This window comes from Pseudomonas ogarae (assembly GCF_014268695.2).
GTDB classification, from domain to species: domain Bacteria; phylum Pseudomonadota; class Gammaproteobacteria; order Pseudomonadales; family Pseudomonadaceae; genus Aquipseudomonas; species Aquipseudomonas kilonensis.
The window spans coordinates 4,058,640-4,075,600 of the sequence record NZ_CP077086.1 but is presented as its reverse complement, the minus strand read 5'-3'; the positions used below and the strand labels follow the sequence as shown (position 1 = coordinate 4,075,600).

General features: G+C 62.1%; 17 protein-coding genes. 12 read left to right on the top strand and 5 right to left on the bottom strand.

Features of this window, described 5'->3' with window-relative positions; genetic code table 11:
• Positions 1-179: 179 nt before the first annotated feature.
• Both HU749_RS17670 and gloB read right to left on the bottom strand, forming a co-directional pair.
• Positions 180-1,628 carry a transglycosylase SLT domain-containing protein gene (locus tag HU749_RS17670; protein WP_079305639.1) on the bottom strand — a complete coding sequence of 483 codons (1,449 nt, stop codon included), beginning with the start codon at positions 1,626-1,628 and terminating at the stop codon, positions 180-182.
• 99 nt (positions 1,629-1,727) lie between these two features.
• The gene (gloB, locus tag HU749_RS17665) at positions 1,728-2,495 is read right to left on the bottom strand and encodes a hydroxyacylglutathione hydrolase (RefSeq protein ID WP_079305641.1); all 768 of its coding nucleotides are present in this window, start codon (positions 2,493-2,495) and stop codon (positions 1,728-1,730) included.
• Positions 2,496-2,560: 65 nt separating this feature from the next.
• Here gloB and HU749_RS17660 point away from each other — a divergent pair, with 65 nt between their 5' ends.
• The 4 genes from HU749_RS17660 to HU749_RS17645 all read left to right on the top strand — a co-directional run bounded on the left by HU749_RS17660 (position 2,561) and on the right by HU749_RS17645 (position 5,740).
• A complete protein-coding gene (locus HU749_RS17660) occupies positions 2,561-3,319 on the top strand; it encodes a class I SAM-dependent methyltransferase (protein WP_046062777.1) in 759 nt (252 codons plus the stop codon).
• Positions 3,320-3,407: 88 nt separating this feature from the next.
• Positions 3,408-3,860 carry a ribonuclease HI gene (gene rnhA, locus HU749_RS17655; protein ID WP_003180633.1) on the top strand — a complete coding sequence of 151 codons (453 nt, stop codon included), beginning with the start codon at positions 3,408-3,410 and terminating at the stop codon, positions 3,858-3,860.
• Positions 3,861-4,099: 239 nt separating this feature from the next.
• Entirely contained in the window at positions 4,100-4,861 is a 762-nt protein-coding gene (gene dnaQ / locus HU749_RS17650; protein WP_079305643.1) for a DNA polymerase III subunit epsilon, read from the top strand.
• A 264-nt stretch (positions 4,862-5,125) separates the two neighbouring features.
• Positions 5,126-5,740 carry a GNAT family N-acetyltransferase gene (locus HU749_RS17645; RefSeq protein WP_053184822.1) on the top strand — a complete coding sequence of 205 codons (615 nt, stop codon included), beginning with the start codon at positions 5,126-5,128 and terminating at the stop codon, positions 5,738-5,740.
• On the opposite strand, the gene HU749_RS17640 is transcribed toward HU749_RS17645, so the two are convergent.
• Together HU749_RS17640 and HU749_RS17635 are read right to left on the bottom strand one after the other, a co-directional pair.
• Positions 5,706-6,599, bottom strand: a complete 894-nt coding sequence (locus tag HU749_RS17640) for a LysR family transcriptional regulator (RefSeq protein ID WP_095961958.1) — start codon at positions 6,597-6,599, stop codon at positions 5,706-5,708. The genes HU749_RS17645 and HU749_RS17640 overlap by 35 nt on opposite strands.
• Before the next feature lie 87 nt (positions 6,600-6,686).
• On the bottom strand, positions 6,687-6,920 hold the full coding sequence (locus tag HU749_RS17635; protein WP_014339045.1) for a hypothetical protein: 234 nt from the start codon (positions 6,918-6,920) through the stop codon (positions 6,687-6,689).
• Between the two features lie 185 nt (positions 6,921-7,105).
• Here HU749_RS17635 and HU749_RS17630 point away from each other — a divergent pair, with 185 nt between their 5' ends.
• On the top strand, positions 7,106-7,663 hold the full coding sequence (locus tag HU749_RS17630; RefSeq protein ID WP_041476018.1) for an NADPH-dependent FMN reductase: 558 nt from the start codon (positions 7,106-7,108) through the stop codon (positions 7,661-7,663).
• A gap of 227 nt (positions 7,664-7,890) precedes the next feature.
• Positions 7,891-9,174 carry an arsenic transporter gene (locus tag HU749_RS17625; protein ID WP_079305647.1) on the top strand — a complete coding sequence of 428 codons (1,284 nt, stop codon included), beginning with the start codon at positions 7,891-7,893 and terminating at the stop codon, positions 9,172-9,174.
• A gap of 104 nt (positions 9,175-9,278) precedes the next feature.
• Here HU749_RS17625 and HU749_RS17620 read toward each other — a convergent pair whose 3' ends face one another.
• Complete coding sequence (locus HU749_RS17620; RefSeq protein ID WP_186650818.1) at positions 9,279-10,244, bottom strand: DUF1853 family protein; 966 nt, start codon at positions 10,242-10,244, stop codon at positions 9,279-9,281.
• A 105-nt stretch (positions 10,245-10,349) separates the two neighbouring features.
• On the opposite strand from HU749_RS17620, the gene HU749_RS17615 reads away from it, so the two are divergent.
• From HU749_RS17615 to pepN, 6 genes are read left to right on the top strand one after another with little or no spacing between them, the layout of a single operon-like run.
• Positions 10,350-11,240, top strand: coding sequence for an NAD(+) kinase (locus HU749_RS17615; protein ID WP_003202709.1), 891 nt, complete (start codon positions 10,350-10,352; stop codon positions 11,238-11,240).
• Entirely contained in the window at positions 11,237-12,211 is a 975-nt protein-coding gene (locus HU749_RS17610; RefSeq protein WP_172436021.1) for a metallophosphoesterase, read from the top strand. The genes HU749_RS17615 and HU749_RS17610 overlap by 4 nt, the downstream gene beginning before the upstream one ends.
• Complete coding sequence (locus HU749_RS17605; protein WP_046062771.1) at positions 12,208-13,080, top strand: rhomboid family intramembrane serine protease; 873 nt, start codon at positions 12,208-12,210, stop codon at positions 13,078-13,080. Before HU749_RS17610 ends, HU749_RS17605 begins: the two co-directional genes overlap by 4 nt.
• Before the next feature lie 45 nt (positions 13,081-13,125).
• A complete protein-coding gene (locus HU749_RS17600) occupies positions 13,126-13,386 on the top strand; it encodes a YeaC family protein (RefSeq protein ID WP_046062770.1) in 261 nt (86 codons plus the stop codon).
• Positions 13,383-14,213 carry a DUF2797 domain-containing protein gene (locus HU749_RS17595; protein ID WP_046062769.1) on the top strand — a complete coding sequence of 277 codons (831 nt, stop codon included), beginning with the start codon at positions 13,383-13,385 and terminating at the stop codon, positions 14,211-14,213. Before HU749_RS17600 ends, HU749_RS17595 begins: the two co-directional genes overlap by 4 nt.
• A 13-nt stretch (positions 14,214-14,226) precedes the next feature.
• Complete coding sequence (gene pepN, locus HU749_RS17590) at positions 14,227-16,884, top strand: aminopeptidase N (protein WP_079305653.1); 2,658 nt, start codon at positions 14,227-14,229, stop codon at positions 16,882-16,884.
• Positions 16,885-16,961: the final 77 nt, after the last annotated feature.

Genomic DNA, 16,961 nt, shown 5'->3' with positions numbered 1-16,961 from the left:
CGAAACCGGAGCGAGAATGCTTTTGTGGCGAGGGAGCTTGCTCCCGCTGGGGTGCGAGGCAACCCTGAACCTGCCACCTCGGTGTGACAGGTGGATTGAGTCGTTGCTTTTGGGGCCGCTTCGCAGCCCAGCGGGAGCAAGCTCCCTCGCCACAAAAAGCCCTTCAGCCATTAATGGGCTTAGTGGGGGGAGTAGACCGTCAGCATCTGCCCAGGCTTGAGTGCCTTGCCCATCCGCGGGTTCCAGCGCTTGAGGTGCTGCATTTCCACGTTGAAGCGCTTGGCGACGACGTACAACGAATCACCCTGCTTGACCTTGTACTGGGTCTGTTTCTTCTGGTCCTTGGTATTGGCGGCCACCACGGTGCTGATGCGCTTGCCGGTGGTTTTGCTCGCCTTGGCGTCCTGCATCACCAGGGTCTGGCCGACCTTGAGCTTGCTGCCGCTGAGTTTGTTCCAGCGTTGCAGGTCCTTGGTCTGGACGTTGTTGGCCTTGGCGATCTGGGCCAGGTTGTCGCCGCGCTTGACGCGGTAGGTGCGCCTTGCGCCTGCCACGTCACTGTCGTCGGCCGATTCAAAGACCGGCTTGAGCGAGCGCTGGCTGATCAGCTCTTCCGGGCGCATGGTCGACAGGCTGGCGGTCAGCAACTGGGCCTTGGACGTTGGCACCAGCAGGTGCTGGGGGCCGTCGATGGTGGTGCGCTGCTTGAAGGCCGGGTTGAGCTGGAACAGCTCGTCTTCATCGATGTTGGCCACCGCCGCGACCTTGGACAGGTCCATGCGCTGGTTGATCTCGACGACCTGGAAATAGGGTTCGTTGGCGATCGGGTTGAGGTTCACGCCATAGGCATCGGGCGAGAGCACCACCTGGGACAGCGCCAGCAGCTTCGGCACATAGGCCTGGGTCTCGCTGGGCAGCGGCAGGTTCCAGTAGTCGGTGGGCAGGCCAAGCTTCTCGTTGCGCTCGATGGCGCGGCTGACCGTGCCTTCGCCGGCGTTGTAGGCCGCCAGTGCCAGCAACCAGTCGCCGTTGAACATGTCGTGCAGCCGCGTCAGGTAGTCCATGGCGGCCGTGGTGGAGGCGGTGATATCGCGACGCCCGTCATAGAAGCGGGTCTGGCGCAGGTTGAAGTAACGCCCCGTGGACGGGATGAATTGCCACAGGCCCACGGCGTTGGCCCGGGAATAGGCCATGGGGTTGTAGGCACTCTCGATCACCGGCAGCAGCGCCAGCTCCAGCGGCATGTTGCGCTCTTCGAGGCGTTCGACGATGTAATGGATGTACAGGCTGCCGCGCTCACCGGCGTTTTCCAGGAAGGAGGGATTGCTGGCGAACCACAGGCGCTGTTGCTCGATGCGTGGGTTGACACCGGCCGTTTCCTGCAGCTGGAAACCCTGGCGCATACGCTCCCAGACGTCCTGGGGTACTTGGGGGCTGGGTTTCTCAGCGAGCCATACCGGCTTCTGTTTGGCGCGAGCGGCGATATTCGGCGTGTGCGCCGCGTCGGTCTGCGGCAGCTGGCTCGTGCTCTGGCAGCCCGCCAAGGTGGCGGACACAGCCACCGCGATGGCTTGAGCCAAGCGGGTCAATGTGTCTGACTGGACGGACCTGCGTATAGATGACGACATTGGCTGGAAGTAAGTTCCGGGCAAAAATGTCGGCCGATTCTAGGAAGCGCACCCCAACAGGTCAACCTTTCAGAATTTTTGTATCAATCGATAGCTGCCTTAGAACGTATCTTTCCAAGCCCTCAAGGCCGCAAAAACCTCACTCGGCGTCTGGTTTCGCTGGCCGTTCCGTTCGTCTGCTTTTTGTTTAACGGATGTTTCAGTCGTACGCAGGAACGGATTGGTGAGTTTTTCCAGGGCCAGGGTCGAGGGCAGCGTCATGATGCCTTCGCTGCGTTGCCGGCTGACTTTTTCCAGGCGGGCGGCGACGTCCGGATTGCCTGGCTCCACGGCGGCAGCGAACTTCAGGTTGCTGAGGGTATATTCATGGGTGCAGTAGACCAGCGTATCTTCAGGCAGGGCGGCGAGGCGACTGAGCGAGTGGTGCATTTGCGCAGGCGTGCCTTCGAAGAGTCGGCCGCAACCGGCGGCGAACAGGGTGTCGCCACAAAACAGCAGGCCATGGTGGTAGTAGGCGATGTGCCCCAGCGTATGGCCTGGCACGGCGTAGACATCGAAGTCCCAGCCGAGCACGCTGACCTGGTCGTTGTCATGCAGGGCCTGGTCCCGCGCCGGAATGTTTTCGCTGGCCGGGCCGTAAACGGTGGCGTTCGTCGCATTCTTCAGCGCCTGGACGCCGCCGACATGATCATGGTGATGGTGGGTGATCAAGATGTCGCTCAGGACCCAGCCCGGATGGGCCTCGAGCCAGGCCTGCACCGGTGCGGCGTCACCCGGGTCGACCACGGCGCAGCGCTGGGTAGAGTGATCCTGTAACAACCAGATGTAGTTATCGGTGAATGCGGGCAGGGCACTGATCTGTATCATCGCGGAATTCGCCAAGCGGAAAACAAAGGCGCATCTTAGAACTTCCTGACGCGTTGGAGAATGCAATGACCGATGAAGCGTTCGCTCAGGCTGATCCTGACTGGCTGGCGTTGATCAGCGCCGCCCGTGAATGGCTGTCCGGCCCTGTCGGGCAATTTTTGCTGGATGAAGAACGGCGCATGCTCGAAGACGAGTTGGGCCGTTTCTTCGGCGGCTACCTGGTGCACTACGGGCCCTCGGCGCAAACCCCGCCGTCGGCACCGCAAGTCCAGCGCAACGTACGCCTGGGGGCGCCGTTGCCCGGCGTGGAAATCGTCTGCGAGGAGCAAGCCTGGCCGTTGAGCGAACATGCCGCCGATGTGGTGGTCATGCAGCACGGCCTGGATTTCTGCCTGTCGCCCCACGGCTTGTTGCGTGAAGCCGCCAGCAGCGTGCGCCCCGGCGGGCATCTGTTGATCATCGGCATCAACCCCTGGAGCACTTGGGGGTTGCGTCATGTGTTTGCCCACGACGCCTTGCGCCAGGCCCGCTGCATCTCGGCGTCCAGGGTCGGTGACTGGCTCAACCTGCTGGGCTTTGCGCTGGAGAAACGCCGCTTCGGGTGCTATCGTCCGCCGCTTGCGTCGCCCAAGTGGCAGGCGCGCCTGGCCGGCTGGGAGCGCAAGGCCGGTGACTGGCAGCTGTCCGGCGGCGGTTTCTACCTGCTGGTGGCGCGCAAGATCGCGGTCGGACTGCGCCCGGTTCGTCAGGCGCGACGCGAGCCGATGGGCAAGCTGATTCCCTTGCCAATGGCCAAGGTCAATCGTCGCCACATCGAGCCGTAACCTTTTTTGATGGTTCTTGTCGTATTGGGCTGCGGGTGTTGTCGGGCCCGATCGGCGGGCCTTTGCATTTTTTCCTGGATAGATTGGCATGAGCGATAGCGTAGAACTCTTCACTGATGGCGCCTGCAAGGGCAATCCCGGTCCGGGCGGCTGGGGCGCGTTGCTGGTGTGCAAGGGCGTGGAGAAGGAACTCTGGGGCGGCGAAGCCAATACCACCAACAATCGCATGGAGCTGATGGGCGCCATCCGAGGCCTGGAGGAGCTCAAGCGGTCCTGCGATGTGTTGTTGGTGACCGACTCGCAGTACGTCATGAAAGGCATCAACGAGTGGATGGCCAACTGGAAGAAACGTGGCTGGAAGACGGCGGCGAAGGAGCCGGTAAAAAACGCCGACCTCTGGAAGCTGCTGGATGAACAGGTCAACCGCCACAACGTCACCTGGAAATGGGTGCGCGGCCACATCGGCCACCACGGCAACGAACGGGCTGACCAGTTGGCCAATCGTGGGGTGGATGAGGTGCGGGGCTATAAGCAGGCTTGATCTGGCTGGGTGTCCCCTGTCGGAAGGCATGAATTCACACCTGTGGCGAGGGAGCTTGCTCCCGCTGGACTGCGGAGCAGGCCCCAGGGGCGGTCGCTGCGCAACCGAGCGGGAGCAAGCTCCCTCGCCACAAGAGCTCCAAGCCATAAAAGCCTGCTCACAGGACATTGCGGATGCATTGGCGTGAGCGTGCTAAGATCCGCGCTTTTGCAAGACTGCCCGCTGAGAGCTGAACACTGATGGCCAACAGATCTGTAGTACTGGATACCGAAACCACCGGCATGCCGGTGACCGATGGTCACCGGATTATTGAAATCGGTTGTGTCGAGCTGATCGGCCGGCGCCTGACCGGTCGCCATTTCCATGTGTACCTGCAACCGGACCGCGAAAGCGACGAGGGCGCCATCGGCGTCCACGGCATCACCAACGAATTCCTGGTGGGCAAGCCGCGTTTCGCCGAAGTGGCCGATGAGTTCTTCGAATTCATCCAGGGCGCGCAGTTGATCATCCACAACGCGGCGTTCGACGTCGGGTTCATCAACAACGAATTCGCCCTGATGGGCCAGCACGACCGGGCCGACATTACCCAGCATTGCACCATCCTCGATACCCTGATGATGGCCCGGGAACGCCACCCTGGGCAGCGCAACAGCCTCGACGCCTTGTGCAAACGCTATGGCGTCGACAACTCCGGCCGTGAGCTTCACGGCGCCTTGCTCGACTCCGAGATCCTGGCCGACGTCTACCTGACCATGACCGGCGGCCAGACCAGTCTGTCCCTGGCCGGCAACGCCTCGGACGGCAACGGTACTGGCGAAGGCTCTGGTAACCAGGCCTCGGAGATTCGCCGTTTGCCCGCTGACCGCCAGCCCTCGCGGATCATCCGCGCCAGCGAAAGCGACCTGGCCGAACATGCCGCGCGTCTGGAAGCCATCGCCAAGTCCGCGGGTGCTCCGGCATTGTGGACGCAGTTGGCTGAGTCGCAGGCTGCGGCCAACTGACCCCTTGTGGGAGCGGGCTTGCTCGCGAAAGCGGTGGATCAGTTTGCATCTGTGCTGAAGGTGCCGCCGTATTCGCGAGCAAGCCCGCTCCCACAAAGACTGTCACTCGCTATCGTTTCATTTCTCGCCACAATCGCCACGACCTTCTACCCTGAGGTAACGGGCAGGCTACGGATCCCGCTTGATGTGTGAAGATTTGAAAGGCAAGGGCAATGGATGGCACCACGCCGTTGGTTGCCTCAAGGAATGAGGACCTTCCCCAGTATGCAACCGGTCATGAATCCCAAGCACCCCGGGTTGTCGGTGCGCGTCGTCGATGACGGCTTTGCCGCCTATATCTGGGGCAGTGACTTCAGTTTCGAAGTCAGCGACTACGGGACGGCACAGATCGGCCGCCCCGTCAGCCAGTGGCCGGTGACACCTATTGTTCCCTATCGCAAGTGCTACGGCATCGATCCCGAGGAGTTCAGCAGCTTCCGCGATGCCCCGGACAGCGAGATATTCATGGCTTATCTCGATGATCAGCCCGTGGGGCATCTGGTGGTCAGTACCAACTGGAACGGCTATGCCCACATCGACGAGTTGGCGGTACACGCCCCAGCCCGTCGCCACGGAGTAGCCAAGGCATTGCTCGATGTCGCCCAGTTCTGGAGTCGCAAGAAAAAACTGCCGGGCATCATGCTCGAGACCCAGAACAACAATCTGGGTGCCTGCCGACTCTATGAGCGTTGCGGTTACGTGCTCGGCGGTATCGATCACCTGCGCTATCGCGGCATTGACCGGCATACCGACGAAGTGGCGCTGTTCTGGTACCGACTGTTCGACGATCCGCTGGGCATGTCGATCAGTGGCTCAACAACGCCTCGGCTTGTTCCGTAACCCGTTCCAGTAGCGATTGGAGGGTGGGTGAGGGCGGCGTACCGTTCAGGCTCAGGGCATAGAGGCCAATCGCAATGGCGGGCGATACCGGGCAGACATCCAGGCCGCCGCCCTTGGCCCCCGAGGCGGTGAACGGGTCGACGATGGCAAGGCCTTCGCCGGCCTCGACCATGGCGCGCATCATCTGATGGGTCTGGACGCGGATCTGGATCATTGGCGCCGGACGCAGCGCCGCCAGTTTATGCTCGAACGCAGGGCTCAGCGGGTCATGGCCATCCAGGCCCACCAACGGCTGGCCCGCCAGGTCCTGGAGCGAAATGTATTTCTGTCGTGGTTGCAGCCAGCCGTGAGGTGCCAGCAATTGCAATTTGCCCTGGGCGATCATCTGGCAATGGATGTCGGGGTGTTCCGGGTCGTGCAGGCTCAGGCCCAGGTCACTTTCCCGCAATAGCAGGCTGTGGACGATCTCGCGGGTCGGTTGGCTGAGCAGGGTGCAAGGCGCATCCGGATGGCGGCGACGCAAGGCGGCGATGCTCTGGGGCAACAACTGCTGGGCCAGTGGCGGGGTGCAGATAATGCGCAAGGGTGGCGCCTGATAGTGTTTCAGGCTGCTGGCCAGGCGCTGCACCGGTTCGAGGGTGTCGTACACCCGCGTGATGCCGTCGCGCAGTTCAAGGGTTTCCCGGGTGGCCTGCAGGCGCCCGCGCACGCTGGCAAACAGCATGAAGCCCAGCTGGGCCTCGGCATCGCGCAGGATCGCCTCGACCTCCGTCACCGGCAGTTGCAGCCATTCGGCCGCCGTGCCGAGGTGACCGGTCTGCAGCAGCGCCTGGATCACTTCGATGTGGCGTAAACGCATGCAAGAAGTCCATGTTCGGCGGGTGAGCCATTGAGTGGCTGAATCCTAACCCAAGTCCGGGCATGACTTCTGCTAATAACCAACAGGTTATAGCGCTATTTGCGTTTCGGGTTCGCGCGTCAACTTGATGCCGGTCTGCACCAATTCAAACTCGTCCTCGTTGAGTTTCTTGACTCGATCACCGATCGCCAGCTTGTAAGTGGTGACAGGCTCCTTGCCGTTTCCGTCGGGCGACGGGGTCGATTCCTGGAACTCATGCACCGAATAGACGCGACCTTCGGCGTCCCGCGCATGAAATTGTCCGACAAGTACTGCTGCCATTGCTTAGAACCTCTGGAAATAAATCACTCGATTTGCGGTTCTGTAGACCTTGGTCAAGCGCGGTAAGTTTTCCTACATGAAAAAAATAGTCCAGCCGACAGGTTTTCGTCGCTCCACTGGTCCAATTGTCACCCCGATCATCTATAACTACAGGCTCCTTTGAGCCGATAGTCGAGAAGCCTCTCATGAGTAATGTCTACACAGTGGCCGTTTTGGTGGGCAGCCTGCGCAAGGCATCGATCAACCGCAAGGTCGCGCTGGCACTGGCTGACCTGGCGCCAGCCAACCTCAAGCTGAACATCGTCGAGATCGGCGAGTTGCCACTTTATAACGAAGACATTGATGTAACACCGCCGGCAGCCTACACCACATTCCGCCAGCAGGTGGGTGCGGCTGATGCTTTGTTGTTCGTCACGCCTGAATACAACCGCTCGGTGCCGGCGCCGTTGAAAAACGCCATCGACGTCGGCTCGCGCCCTTACGGCCAGAGTTGCCTGAGCGGCAAGCCGGGCGCGGTGATCAGTGCTTCGCCGGGCGCCATCGGTGGTTTTGGTGCAAACCATCATTTGCGCCAGTCGCTGGTATTCCTTGACGTGCCCTGCATGCAACAGCCGGAAGCCTACCTGAGCGGTGCCGGGACGGCGTTTGACGAGGCGGGCAACCTGTCGGAGTCGGTACGGCCTTTCCTGCAGAAGTTCATCGATGCCTACGGCAAGTGGGTCGAGCAACACAAGAAGGCTTGATACCTTTGCGCAGCTTCAAGCCAATCACCTTTGTGGTGAAGTGATTTTCTGTGGGAGCAAGGCTGCCCGCGATGGTCGCACCGCGGTTTAACAGTTGAACCGCGATATCGTTCATCGCGGGCAAGCCTTGCTCCCACAGTGGGATATATTCGCCCCTTCGCACCACCAGGCCGTTCTTCGTCACGGCTGACTCCCTCTTTTCAATCCACCTTCCAAGGCTGTTGTGCATGCTGATCGCGTCATTGATTTTCCTGCTGACCATTACGCTGGTGATCTGGCAACCCAAGGGGCTTGGCGTCGGCTGGAGCGCGACGCTCGGCGCGCTGCTGGCGTTGTTGAGCGGGGTGGTGCAGGTCGGCGACATTGCGCTGGTCTGGCAGATCATCTGGAACGCCACCGGTACGTTTGTCGCGCTGATCATTATCAGCCTGCTGCTGGACGAGGCTGGCTTCTTCGCCTGGGCGGCCTTGCACGTGGCCCGTTGGGGAAAGGGCAGCGGGCGCAAGCTGTTTGCGTTCATGGTGCTGCTGGGGGCGTTGGTGTCGGCCCTGTTTGCCAATGACGGGGCGGCGTTGATCCTGACGCCCATCGTGATTTCGATGCTGCTGGCGTTGCGTTTTTCCCCGGCGGCGACCCTGGCATTCGTGATGGGGGCCGGTTTCATTGCCGATAGCGCGAGCCTGCCGCTGGTGGTGTCGAACCTGGTGAACATCGTCTCGGCGGACTTCTTCGGCATCGGGTTCAACCGCTATGCGGCGGTCATGGTGCCGGTGAACCTGGTCAGCGTGGCCGCCAGCCTGGCGATCTTGCTGTGGTTTTTTCGTCGCGACATCCCGCGCGACTACGACCCCGATCAACTGGACGATCCGGCGACGGCGATCCACGACAAGGCAACGTTTTATGCCGGCTGGGTGGTGTTGGCGATCCTGCTGCTAGGCTGCTTTGCCCTCGAACCGCTGGGGATTCCCATCAGCGCGATCTCGGCGGTCTGCGCTGCATTGCTGCTGGCTGTCGCGGCCCGTGGCCACAAAATTTCCACCCGCAAGGCGATGAAGGAGGCGCCTTGGCAGATCGTGATCTTCTCCCTCGGCATGTACCTGGTGGTCTATGGCTTGCGCAATGCCGGGCTGACCGGCTACCTGGCCCAATGGCTCGACGGTTTCGCCGAATATGGCGTGTGGGGTGCGGCCATGGGGACCGGGCTGCTGACGGCGTTGCTCTCGTCGGTCATGAACAATTTGCCAACGGTGCTGATCGGCGCCCTGTCCATCGACGCCAGCCAGGCCACCGGGGTGGTGAAGGAGGCGATGATCTACGCCAACGTCATCGGCAGCGACCTGGGCCCGAAAATCACACCGATCGGCAGCCTGGCGACTTTGCTGTGGCTGCATGTGCTGGCGCGCAAGAACATCCAGATCGGCTGGGGGTATTACTTCAAGGTCGGGATTGTGCTGACGCTGCCGGTGTTGCTGGTGACCTTGGCGGCGCTGGCGGTGCGGTTGTCACTCTAGACCGAGTTGGCTTCATCGCGAGCAAGCTCGCTCCCACACTTGAAATGCAATCCCCTGTGGGAGCGAGCCTGCTCGCGATGGGGCCCTGACGGGCAGTACAAGACTCAACCATTACCCGGCACATTCGGCCAGAGATCGGCCACCAGGAATAGCCGCTCAGCTTCTTCCCACTCCCCCTCGGTATTTTCAGTCAGGCGCACCATCAGTTGTGCCGGCGCCATCGGGTCGAGGTCCAGTCGCCAGGCCTCCAGTTGCGCAGTGCTCCAGGTCTGCTCGGCCGGATAATGCGCCGGGGCCAGCCAGGCGGCGCGGGGCAGGGGTTGCCAGCGCCCCGGCGGACGTTGAGCGATAAATGCCGGCCAGTCCCGCTGGTGCAGCCAGCGACCGCGCAAATGCCTGGGGTGGGCGCCGGCCGGCGGTTCGGCCTCGCCCGGCCAGGGGTACAGCAAATACCCGCCCAGCCAGAGTTCGGAGCGAAACAGTTCGATGCCTGAGGGCTCGATACCCAGTGCCGCCAGGGCCTCGCGGCTTTCCGGGCGGGCGGAGATCGGCAATTGGTGTTCGCGCAGATGCGCCAGCTTGCGGTCGAGCCGGTCATGGCAACCCGGGCCCAGCCATTGCGCGGTGTCCAGGCCGTTACCGTGCTGGGGGCCGAGGTACAGCTTGATGGCCAGCTCCAGGTGATGGATGCCGTCGCGGTCACGCAGCAGCAGGTCCAATTCACCTAGGGTATGGCCTTCGCGTCGGATCGGCAGGTTCGCGGCGATCAACTCGATGCCCGGGGCCTGCTGCACGGCAAACTGCCACAGCCTTTCGTAATACAGGCCCAGGCGGCGTGTCCGCCCTTGGGACAGGCAGTGCAGCAGTGGATAGCTGTCGCGGTCCAGTTGCCGCAGCCAGTGCTCCAACTGACCCGGATCCTGTACCCAGTCACTGCCGGCCAGGGGATGGCGCTGGGGCCAGGGCGTGTCGATGAGCATCGGCGGGGCGATGATCGCCCACGCGAGGTCGCGCACTTCGGGATGGCGAAGGCGGCGGGGCAAGTCCAGCAATTCAGGGAACAGGATCATTTTGCGAGCATAGCTGCTGCTGCGAAGGCTTAAAGGATTTTGTCTATGGAGCGCTTTCGCCCATAATCGTGGTTTTCGCCCGACGCAGACCTTCGCAGGAGCCCCATGGAGCAATTTCGCAATATCGGCATCATCGGTCGCCTGGGCAGTTCGCAGGTGTTGGACACCGTTCGCCGTCTCAAACGTTTCCTCCTGGAGCGGCACCTGCATGTGATCCTCGAAGATACCATCGCCGAAGTGCTACCGGGCCATGGCCTGCAGACGTCGTCGCGCAAGATGTTGGGCGAGGTCTGCGACATGGTCATCGTGGTCGGCGGCGACGGCAGTCTGCTGGGGGCCGCCCGGGCCTTGGCGCGGCACAATATCCCGGTGCTGGGGATCAACCGGGGCAGCCTGGGGTTCCTCACCGATATCCGCCCTGACGAGCTGGAAACCAAGGTCGCCGAGGTGCTGGACGGCCACTACCTGGTGGAAAACCGCTTCCTGCTGCAAGCCGAGGTCCGTCGTCACGCGGAAGCCATCGGCCAGGGCGATGCCCTCAATGACGTGGTCCTGCACCCCGGCAAATCCACGCGCATGATCGAGTTCGAGCTGTACATCGACGGCCAGTTCGTCTGCAGCCAGAAGGCCGACGGCCTGATCGTCGCGACCCCGACCGGTTCCACGGCCTACGCGCTGTCGGCCGGCGGCCCGATCATGCACCCCAAGCTCGACGCTATTGTGATTGTGCCCATGTACCCCCATACCTTGTCTGGGCGACCGATTGTGGTCGATGGCAACAGTGAGCTGAAAATCGTCGTGTCCAAGGATATGCAGATCTACCCGCAAGTGTCCTGTGACGGTCAGAACCATTTCACCTGCGCGCCGGGTGACACCATTACCGTCAGCAAAAAAGCGCAGAAGCTGCGCCTGATCCATCCGCTGGATCACAATTACTACGAAGTCTGCCGGACCAAGCTCGGCTGGGGCAGTCGGTTGGGGGGTGGAGGCGACTGATGCTCGATCCTGCGCGCAGTTACGATTTGATCGGTGACGTGCACGGATGCGCCCTGACCCTGGAACACCTGCTGGACCGACTCGGTTACCACAAGCAGGGCGGGGTCTGGCGGCATCCGTCGCGCATGGCTGTGTTTCTGGGGGACATCATCGACCGTGGCCCGCGGATTCGCGAGGCGCTGCACATTGTCCACGACATGGTCGTGGCCGGCCAGGCGCTGTGCATCATGGGCAACCACGAGTTCAACGCCCTGGGCTGGAGCACACCGGCATTGCCGGGCAGCGGTCAGCGCTACGTGCGCGAACACACGCCACGCCACGCCCGCCTGCTCAACGAAACCCTGACCCAGTTCGAGCAGCATCCCGGCGACTGGCATGACTTTCTCAAGTGGTTCTATGAGCTGCCGCTGTTTGTCGACGCCGGCCGTTTCCGGGTGGTGCATGCCTGTTGGGATGCGGGCCTGATCGAACCGCTGCGTGGCCTGTTCCCGGATGGTTGTGTCGACGAACATTTTCTCCAGGCCTCGGCGCAACCGGGCAGTTTTGCCTGCACGGTGTTCGATCGCTTGCTGCGTGGCACGGACATGCGCCTGCCCCATGGCCTGACGCTGACCGGTGGCGATGGCCTGACTCGGTCGTTTTTCCGCACCAAGTTCTGGGAAGACAACCCGCAGACCTACGGCGACATCGTGTTCCAGCCCGACGCCTTGCCGGAACCGGTGGCCCGTACGCCGCTGTCGCCGGATGAAAAAAACAACCTGCTGCGCTATGGCGTCCATGAACCGTTGCTGTTCGTCGGCCACTATTGGCGCAGTGGCAAGCCCGCGCCTATCCGCCCGAACCTGGCTTGCCTGGATTATAGTGCGGTGCTCTACGGCAAGCTGGTCGCCTATCGCCTGGACCAGGAAACCCGCCTGGATCCGCACAAGTTTGTCTGGGTCGATGTCGAGCGGCCGGAGGTGGTGCAATGAGTGCTGTCGCGGTTTTGCGCCTGCCCCTGGCAGTCGACCTGAGCGGCTTCGTCAAGCTGCTGCAACGCATGCAGGTACCCCATCGTGTCAGCGAAGAGGCGGGCGAGCAGGTGCTCTGGGTACCGGATGAAGTCAGTGAGGATGTGCGTTCGTTGTACGCACGTTTTCCCGCTGGCGATCCCGAGCAACAGCTGGAACTGCCGGACACGGGCGGCACTTCCCGGCGAGCGGGGTTCGTCCAGCAACTGACCCGCAGTCCAGTGACGGCCCTGGTGCTGTTGCTGAGCCTGATCGTCAGCGCGGTCACCCTGCTGGGGGATAATCTCGAGACCCTGCGCTGGTTGACCTTCCTCGAATTTCGCATCGTTGGCGACTACATCCAGTTCACACCGTTGGCCGATAGCCTGGCGGCGGGGCAGTGGTGGCGCCTGGTAACGCCGATGCTGATTCACTTTGGCTTCCTGCATATCGCCATGAACGGCATGTGGTACTGGGAACTGGGACGACGGATCGAAGCGCGCCAGGGTGGTATCAACTTGTTGGGGCTGACGCTGCTGTTCAGCCTCGTCTCCAATTTCGCCCAGTACTTTTTCAGCGGCCCGACGTTGTTCGGCGGCTTGTCGGGGGTGCTGTACGGCCTGCTGGGCCATTGCTGGATCTACCAACTGCTCGCACCGAACCCGGCCTATCACTTGCCCCGTGGGGTGCTGGTGATGATGCTGGTGTGGTTGCTGCTGTGCCTGTCCGGGCTGGTTTCGCTGATCGGTTTCGGTGAGATCGCCAATGCGGCTCACGTCGGCGGACTGCTCGTCGGCTGCTTCACGGGGTTGTTGGGTGGGCTGTTCGCTCGCCGTAAAATGGCCCTTTGACCGGCACCTGTGCCTTTTGAGAATGCGCAATTGCGCGGAGAACCCATGTCTTCCTTCAACGAAATGATCCAGAACATCACCCCCGACATCTACCAGAGCCTGAAACTGGCGGTGGAGATCGGTAAATGGGCCGATGGCAACAAACTCACCGCCGAGCAGCGCGAGCTGTCGCTGCAGGCGATGATCGCCTGGGAAATCCAGAACCTGCCCGAAGACGAGCGCACCGGTTACATGGGCGCGCAGGAATGCCATTCGAAATCGACCGAAGTGCCAAATATCCTGTTCAAGTCGGATGCCATCCATTGATCGAGATTGGCCGCGGTGCAATCAGCAAGATGTCGGCGCGCCTTGACGGGCCGACTGTTCAATACGCCTTTCGCCTGGGCGACGTCGAGGTGCCGGTCAACCCGTTGATCGGCAGCACGATACGCCTGGAATACCTCGGTGCGATCCACTGCACCCATTGCGGACGCCGGACCAAGACCAGCTTCAGCCAGGGTTATTGCTACCCGTGCATGACCAAGCTGGCCCAGTGCGACCTGTGCATCATGAGCCCCGAGCGTTGCCATTTCGACGCCGGCACCTGCCGCGATCCGGCCTGGGGCGAGCAGTTCTGCATGACCGATCATGTGGTCTACCTGGCCAATTCCTCGGGCGTGAAAGTCGGCATCACCCGCGCCACGCAGTTGCCGACCCGTTGGCTGGACCAGGGCGCCAGCCAGGCGCTGCCGATCCTGCGGGTCGCCACCCGCCAGCAGTCGGGGTTTGTCGAAGACCTGTTCCGCAGCCAGGTGGCGGACAAGACCAACTGGCGCGCCTTGCTCAAGGGCGACGCCGTGGCGGTGGACCTGCCGGCGATCCGCGACTCGCTGTTCGAAAGCTGTGCCGAGGGATTGCAGGGCTTGCAGGAACGATTCGGCCTGCAAGCGATCCAGACCATAGCGGACGTCGAACCCATCGAGATCCGTTATCCGGTGGAGCAGTACCCGGCCAAGATCGTCAGCTTCAACCTGGACAAGAACCCGATCGCCGAAGGCACGCTGCTGGGGATCAAGGGCCAGTACCTGATTTTTGACACCGGCGTGATCAATATTCGTAAATACACGGCCTACCAGCTCGCCGTGCATCAGTAGAAGGATTCGACCCATGCGCACCGAACAACCGAAGATGATTTACCTCAAGGACTATCAGGCGCCCGAGTACCTGATCGACGAAACACACCTGACCTTCGAGTTGTTCGAGGACCACAGCCTGGTCCATGCGCAACTGGTGATGCGCCGCAACCCCGAGCGCGGTGCCGGGCTGCCGCCGCTGGTGCTCGATGGCCAGCACCTGGAACTGCTCTCGCTCAAGCTCGACGACGCCGACCTGGGGCAGGGCGACTATCAGTTGGACGACAGCCACCTGACCGTTCACCCCAAGGCCCAGGCCTTCACGATCGACACCACCGTCCGGATCCACCCGGAAACCAACACCGCCCTGGAAGGTTTGTACAAATCCGGCAGCATGTTCTGCACCCAGTGCGAGGCCGAGGGTTTCCGCAAGATCACCTATTACCTCGACCGCCCGGATGTGATGAGCAAGTTCACCACCACCGTGGTGGCCGAGCAGCACAGCTATCCGGTGCTGCTGTCCAACGGCAACCCGATTGCCAGCGGCCCCGGCGAAGACGGCCGGCACTGGGCAACCTGGGAAGACCCATTCAAGAAGCCTGCCTACCTGTTTGCCCTGGTGGCCGGCGACCTGTGGTGCGTCGAAGACACCTTCACCACCCTGAGCGAGCGCACCGTGGCGCTGCGCATCTATGTCGAGCCGGAAAACATCGACAAATGCCAGCACGCCATGACCAGCCTGAAGAAGTCGATGCGCTGGGACGAAGAGGTATACGGGCGCGAGTACGACCTGGACATCTTCATGATTGTTGCGGTCAACGACTTCAACATGGGTGCCATGGAGAACAAGGGCCTCAATATCTTCAACTCCAGCGCCGTGCTGGCCCGCGCCGAGACCGCCACCGATGCCGCGCACCAGCGGGTCGAGGCGATCGTTGCCCACGAGTATTTCCATAATTGGTCGGGCAACCGCGTGACCTGTCGCGACTGGTTCCAACTGTCGCTCAAGGAAGGTTTCACGGTGTTCCGCGACGCCGGGTTCTCGGCCGACATGAACTCTGCCACGGTCAAGCGCATCCAGGACGTGGCGTACCTGCGTACCCACCAGTTCGCCGAAGACGCCGGCCCGATGGCGCACCCGGTGCGTCCGGACAGCTTTATCGAGATCTCCAACTTCTACACCCTGACCGTGTACGAAAAGGGCTCGGAAGTGGTTGGCATGATCCATACCCTGCTGGGGCCTGAGGGTTTCCGCAAGGGCAGTGACCTGTACTTCGAACGCCACGACGGCCAGGCCGTGACCTGCGACGACTTCATCAAGGCCATGGAAGATGCCAACGGCGTCGACCTGGTCCAGTTCAAGCGCTGGTACAGCCAGGCCGGTACACCACGGCTGGCGGTGAGCGAGTCTTATGATGCCGCCGCCAAGACCTACAGCCTGACCTTCAGCCAGAGTTGCCCGCCGACCCCGGACAAGCTGGAAAAGCTGCCGTTCGTGATTCCCGTGGAACTGGGCCTGCTGGACAGCAAGGGTGCTGAAATCCCTCTGCGCCTGGTCGGTGAAGCCGCGGCAGACGGCACGTCCCGGGTGATCTCGGTGACCGAAGCCGAGCAGACCTTCACCTTTGTCGACATCGCCGAACAGCCCCTGCCTTCGTTGCTGCGGGGTTTCTCGGCGCCGGTGAAGCTGAGCTTCCCGTACAACCGCGACCAGTTGATGTTCCTGATGCAACACGACAGCGACGGCTTCAACCGCTGGGATGCCGGCCAGCAACTGTCGGTGCAGGTGCTGCAGGAACTGATCGCCCAGCATCAGCAGGGCGCCAGCCTGACGCTGGACCCGCGCCTGGTCAGTGCGCTGCGCAGCGTGCTGTCGGACGAGTCCCTGGACCAGGCCATGGTCGCCGAAATGCTCTCGTTGCCAAGCGAAGCCTACCTGACGGAAATCAGCGAAGTGGCCGATGTCGAGGCGATCCATGTCGCCCGTGACTTCGCCCGTCAGCAGTTGGCCGAGAACCTGTTCGAAGCCCTTTGGCTGCGTTATGCAGCCAACCGCGACCTGTCGAAGAAAACGCCTTACGTGGCCGAGGCCGAGCATTTCGCCCGCCGCGCGTTGCAGAACATCGCGCTGTCGTACCTGATGCTCACCGGCAAGCCTGAGGTGCTGAGTGCGACGCTTGAGCAGTTCGACACCGCCGACAACATGACCGAGCGCCTGACCGCGCTGGCGGTGCTGGTCAACTCGCCATTCGAAGCCGAAAAGGCCAAGGCTCTGGAAGTGTTTGCGGAAAACTTCAAGGGCAACCCGCTGGTCATGGACCAATGGTTCAGCGTCCAGGCGGGCAGCCCGTTGCCGGGTGGCCTGGCGCGGGTCAAGGCATTGATGGAGCACCCGGCGTTCAATATCAAGAACCCGAACAAGGTGCGCGCGCTGGTGGGAGCGTTTGCCGGGCAGAACCTGATCAACTTCCACGCCGCCGACGGTTCGGGTTATCGCTTCCTGGCGGACCTGGTCATCCAGCTCAATGGCTTCAACCCGCAGATCGCCTCCCGGCAACTGGCCCCGCTGACCCGCTGGCGCAAATACGACAGCGCCCGCCAGGCGCTGATGAAAGCCGAACTGGAGCGCATCCTGGCCTCCGGCGCGCTTTCCGCCGATGTGTTCGAGGTGGTGAGCAAGAGCCTGGCGTGACCGGGCTTGGCGCTGCCTTTTGTGGCGAGGGAGCTTGCTCCCGCTGGCCTGCGAAGCAGGCCCGATCTTGATTCATT

Coding starts and splice junctions, on each gene's coding strand:
- HU749_RS17605 (WP_046062771.1), top strand. CDS start 12,208: ATGAGTGCTGTCGCGGTTTTGCGCCTGCCCCTGGCAGTCGACCTGAGC.
- HU749_RS17670 (WP_079305639.1), bottom strand. CDS start 1,628: ATGTCGTCATCTATACGCAGGTCCGTCCAGTCAGACACATTGACCCGC.
- HU749_RS17615 (WP_003202709.1), top strand. CDS start 10,350: ATGGAGCAATTTCGCAATATCGGCATCATCGGTCGCCTGGGCAGTTCG.
- HU749_RS17660 (WP_046062777.1), top strand. CDS start 2,561: ATGACCGATGAAGCGTTCGCTCAGGCTGATCCTGACTGGCTGGCGTTG.
- HU749_RS17620 (WP_186650818.1), bottom strand. CDS start 10,244: ATGATCCTGTTCCCTGAATTGCTGGACTTGCCCCGCCGCCTTCGCCAT.
- HU749_RS17630 (WP_041476018.1), top strand. CDS start 7,106: ATGAGTAATGTCTACACAGTGGCCGTTTTGGTGGGCAGCCTGCGCAAG.
- rnhA (WP_003180633.1), top strand. CDS start 3,408: ATGAGCGATAGCGTAGAACTCTTCACTGATGGCGCCTGCAAGGGCAAT.
- pepN (WP_079305653.1), top strand. CDS start 14,227: ATGCGCACCGAACAACCGAAGATGATTTACCTCAAGGACTATCAGGCG.
- HU749_RS17645 (WP_053184822.1), top strand. CDS start 5,126: ATGCAACCGGTCATGAATCCCAAGCACCCCGGGTTGTCGGTGCGCGTC.
- HU749_RS17640 (WP_095961958.1), bottom strand. CDS start 6,599: ATGCGTTTACGCCACATCGAAGTGATCCAGGCGCTGCTGCAGACCGGT.
- gloB (WP_079305641.1), bottom strand. CDS start 2,495: ATGATACAGATCAGTGCCCTGCCCGCATTCACCGATAACTACATCTGG.
- HU749_RS17635 (WP_014339045.1), bottom strand. CDS start 6,920: ATGGCAGCAGTACTTGTCGGACAATTTCATGCGCGGGACGCCGAAGGT.
- HU749_RS17600 (WP_046062770.1), top strand. CDS start 13,126: ATGTCTTCCTTCAACGAAATGATCCAGAACATCACCCCCGACATCTAC.
- dnaQ (WP_079305643.1), top strand. CDS start 4,100: ATGGCCAACAGATCTGTAGTACTGGATACCGAAACCACCGGCATGCCG.
- HU749_RS17625 (WP_079305647.1), top strand. CDS start 7,891: ATGCTGATCGCGTCATTGATTTTCCTGCTGACCATTACGCTGGTGATC.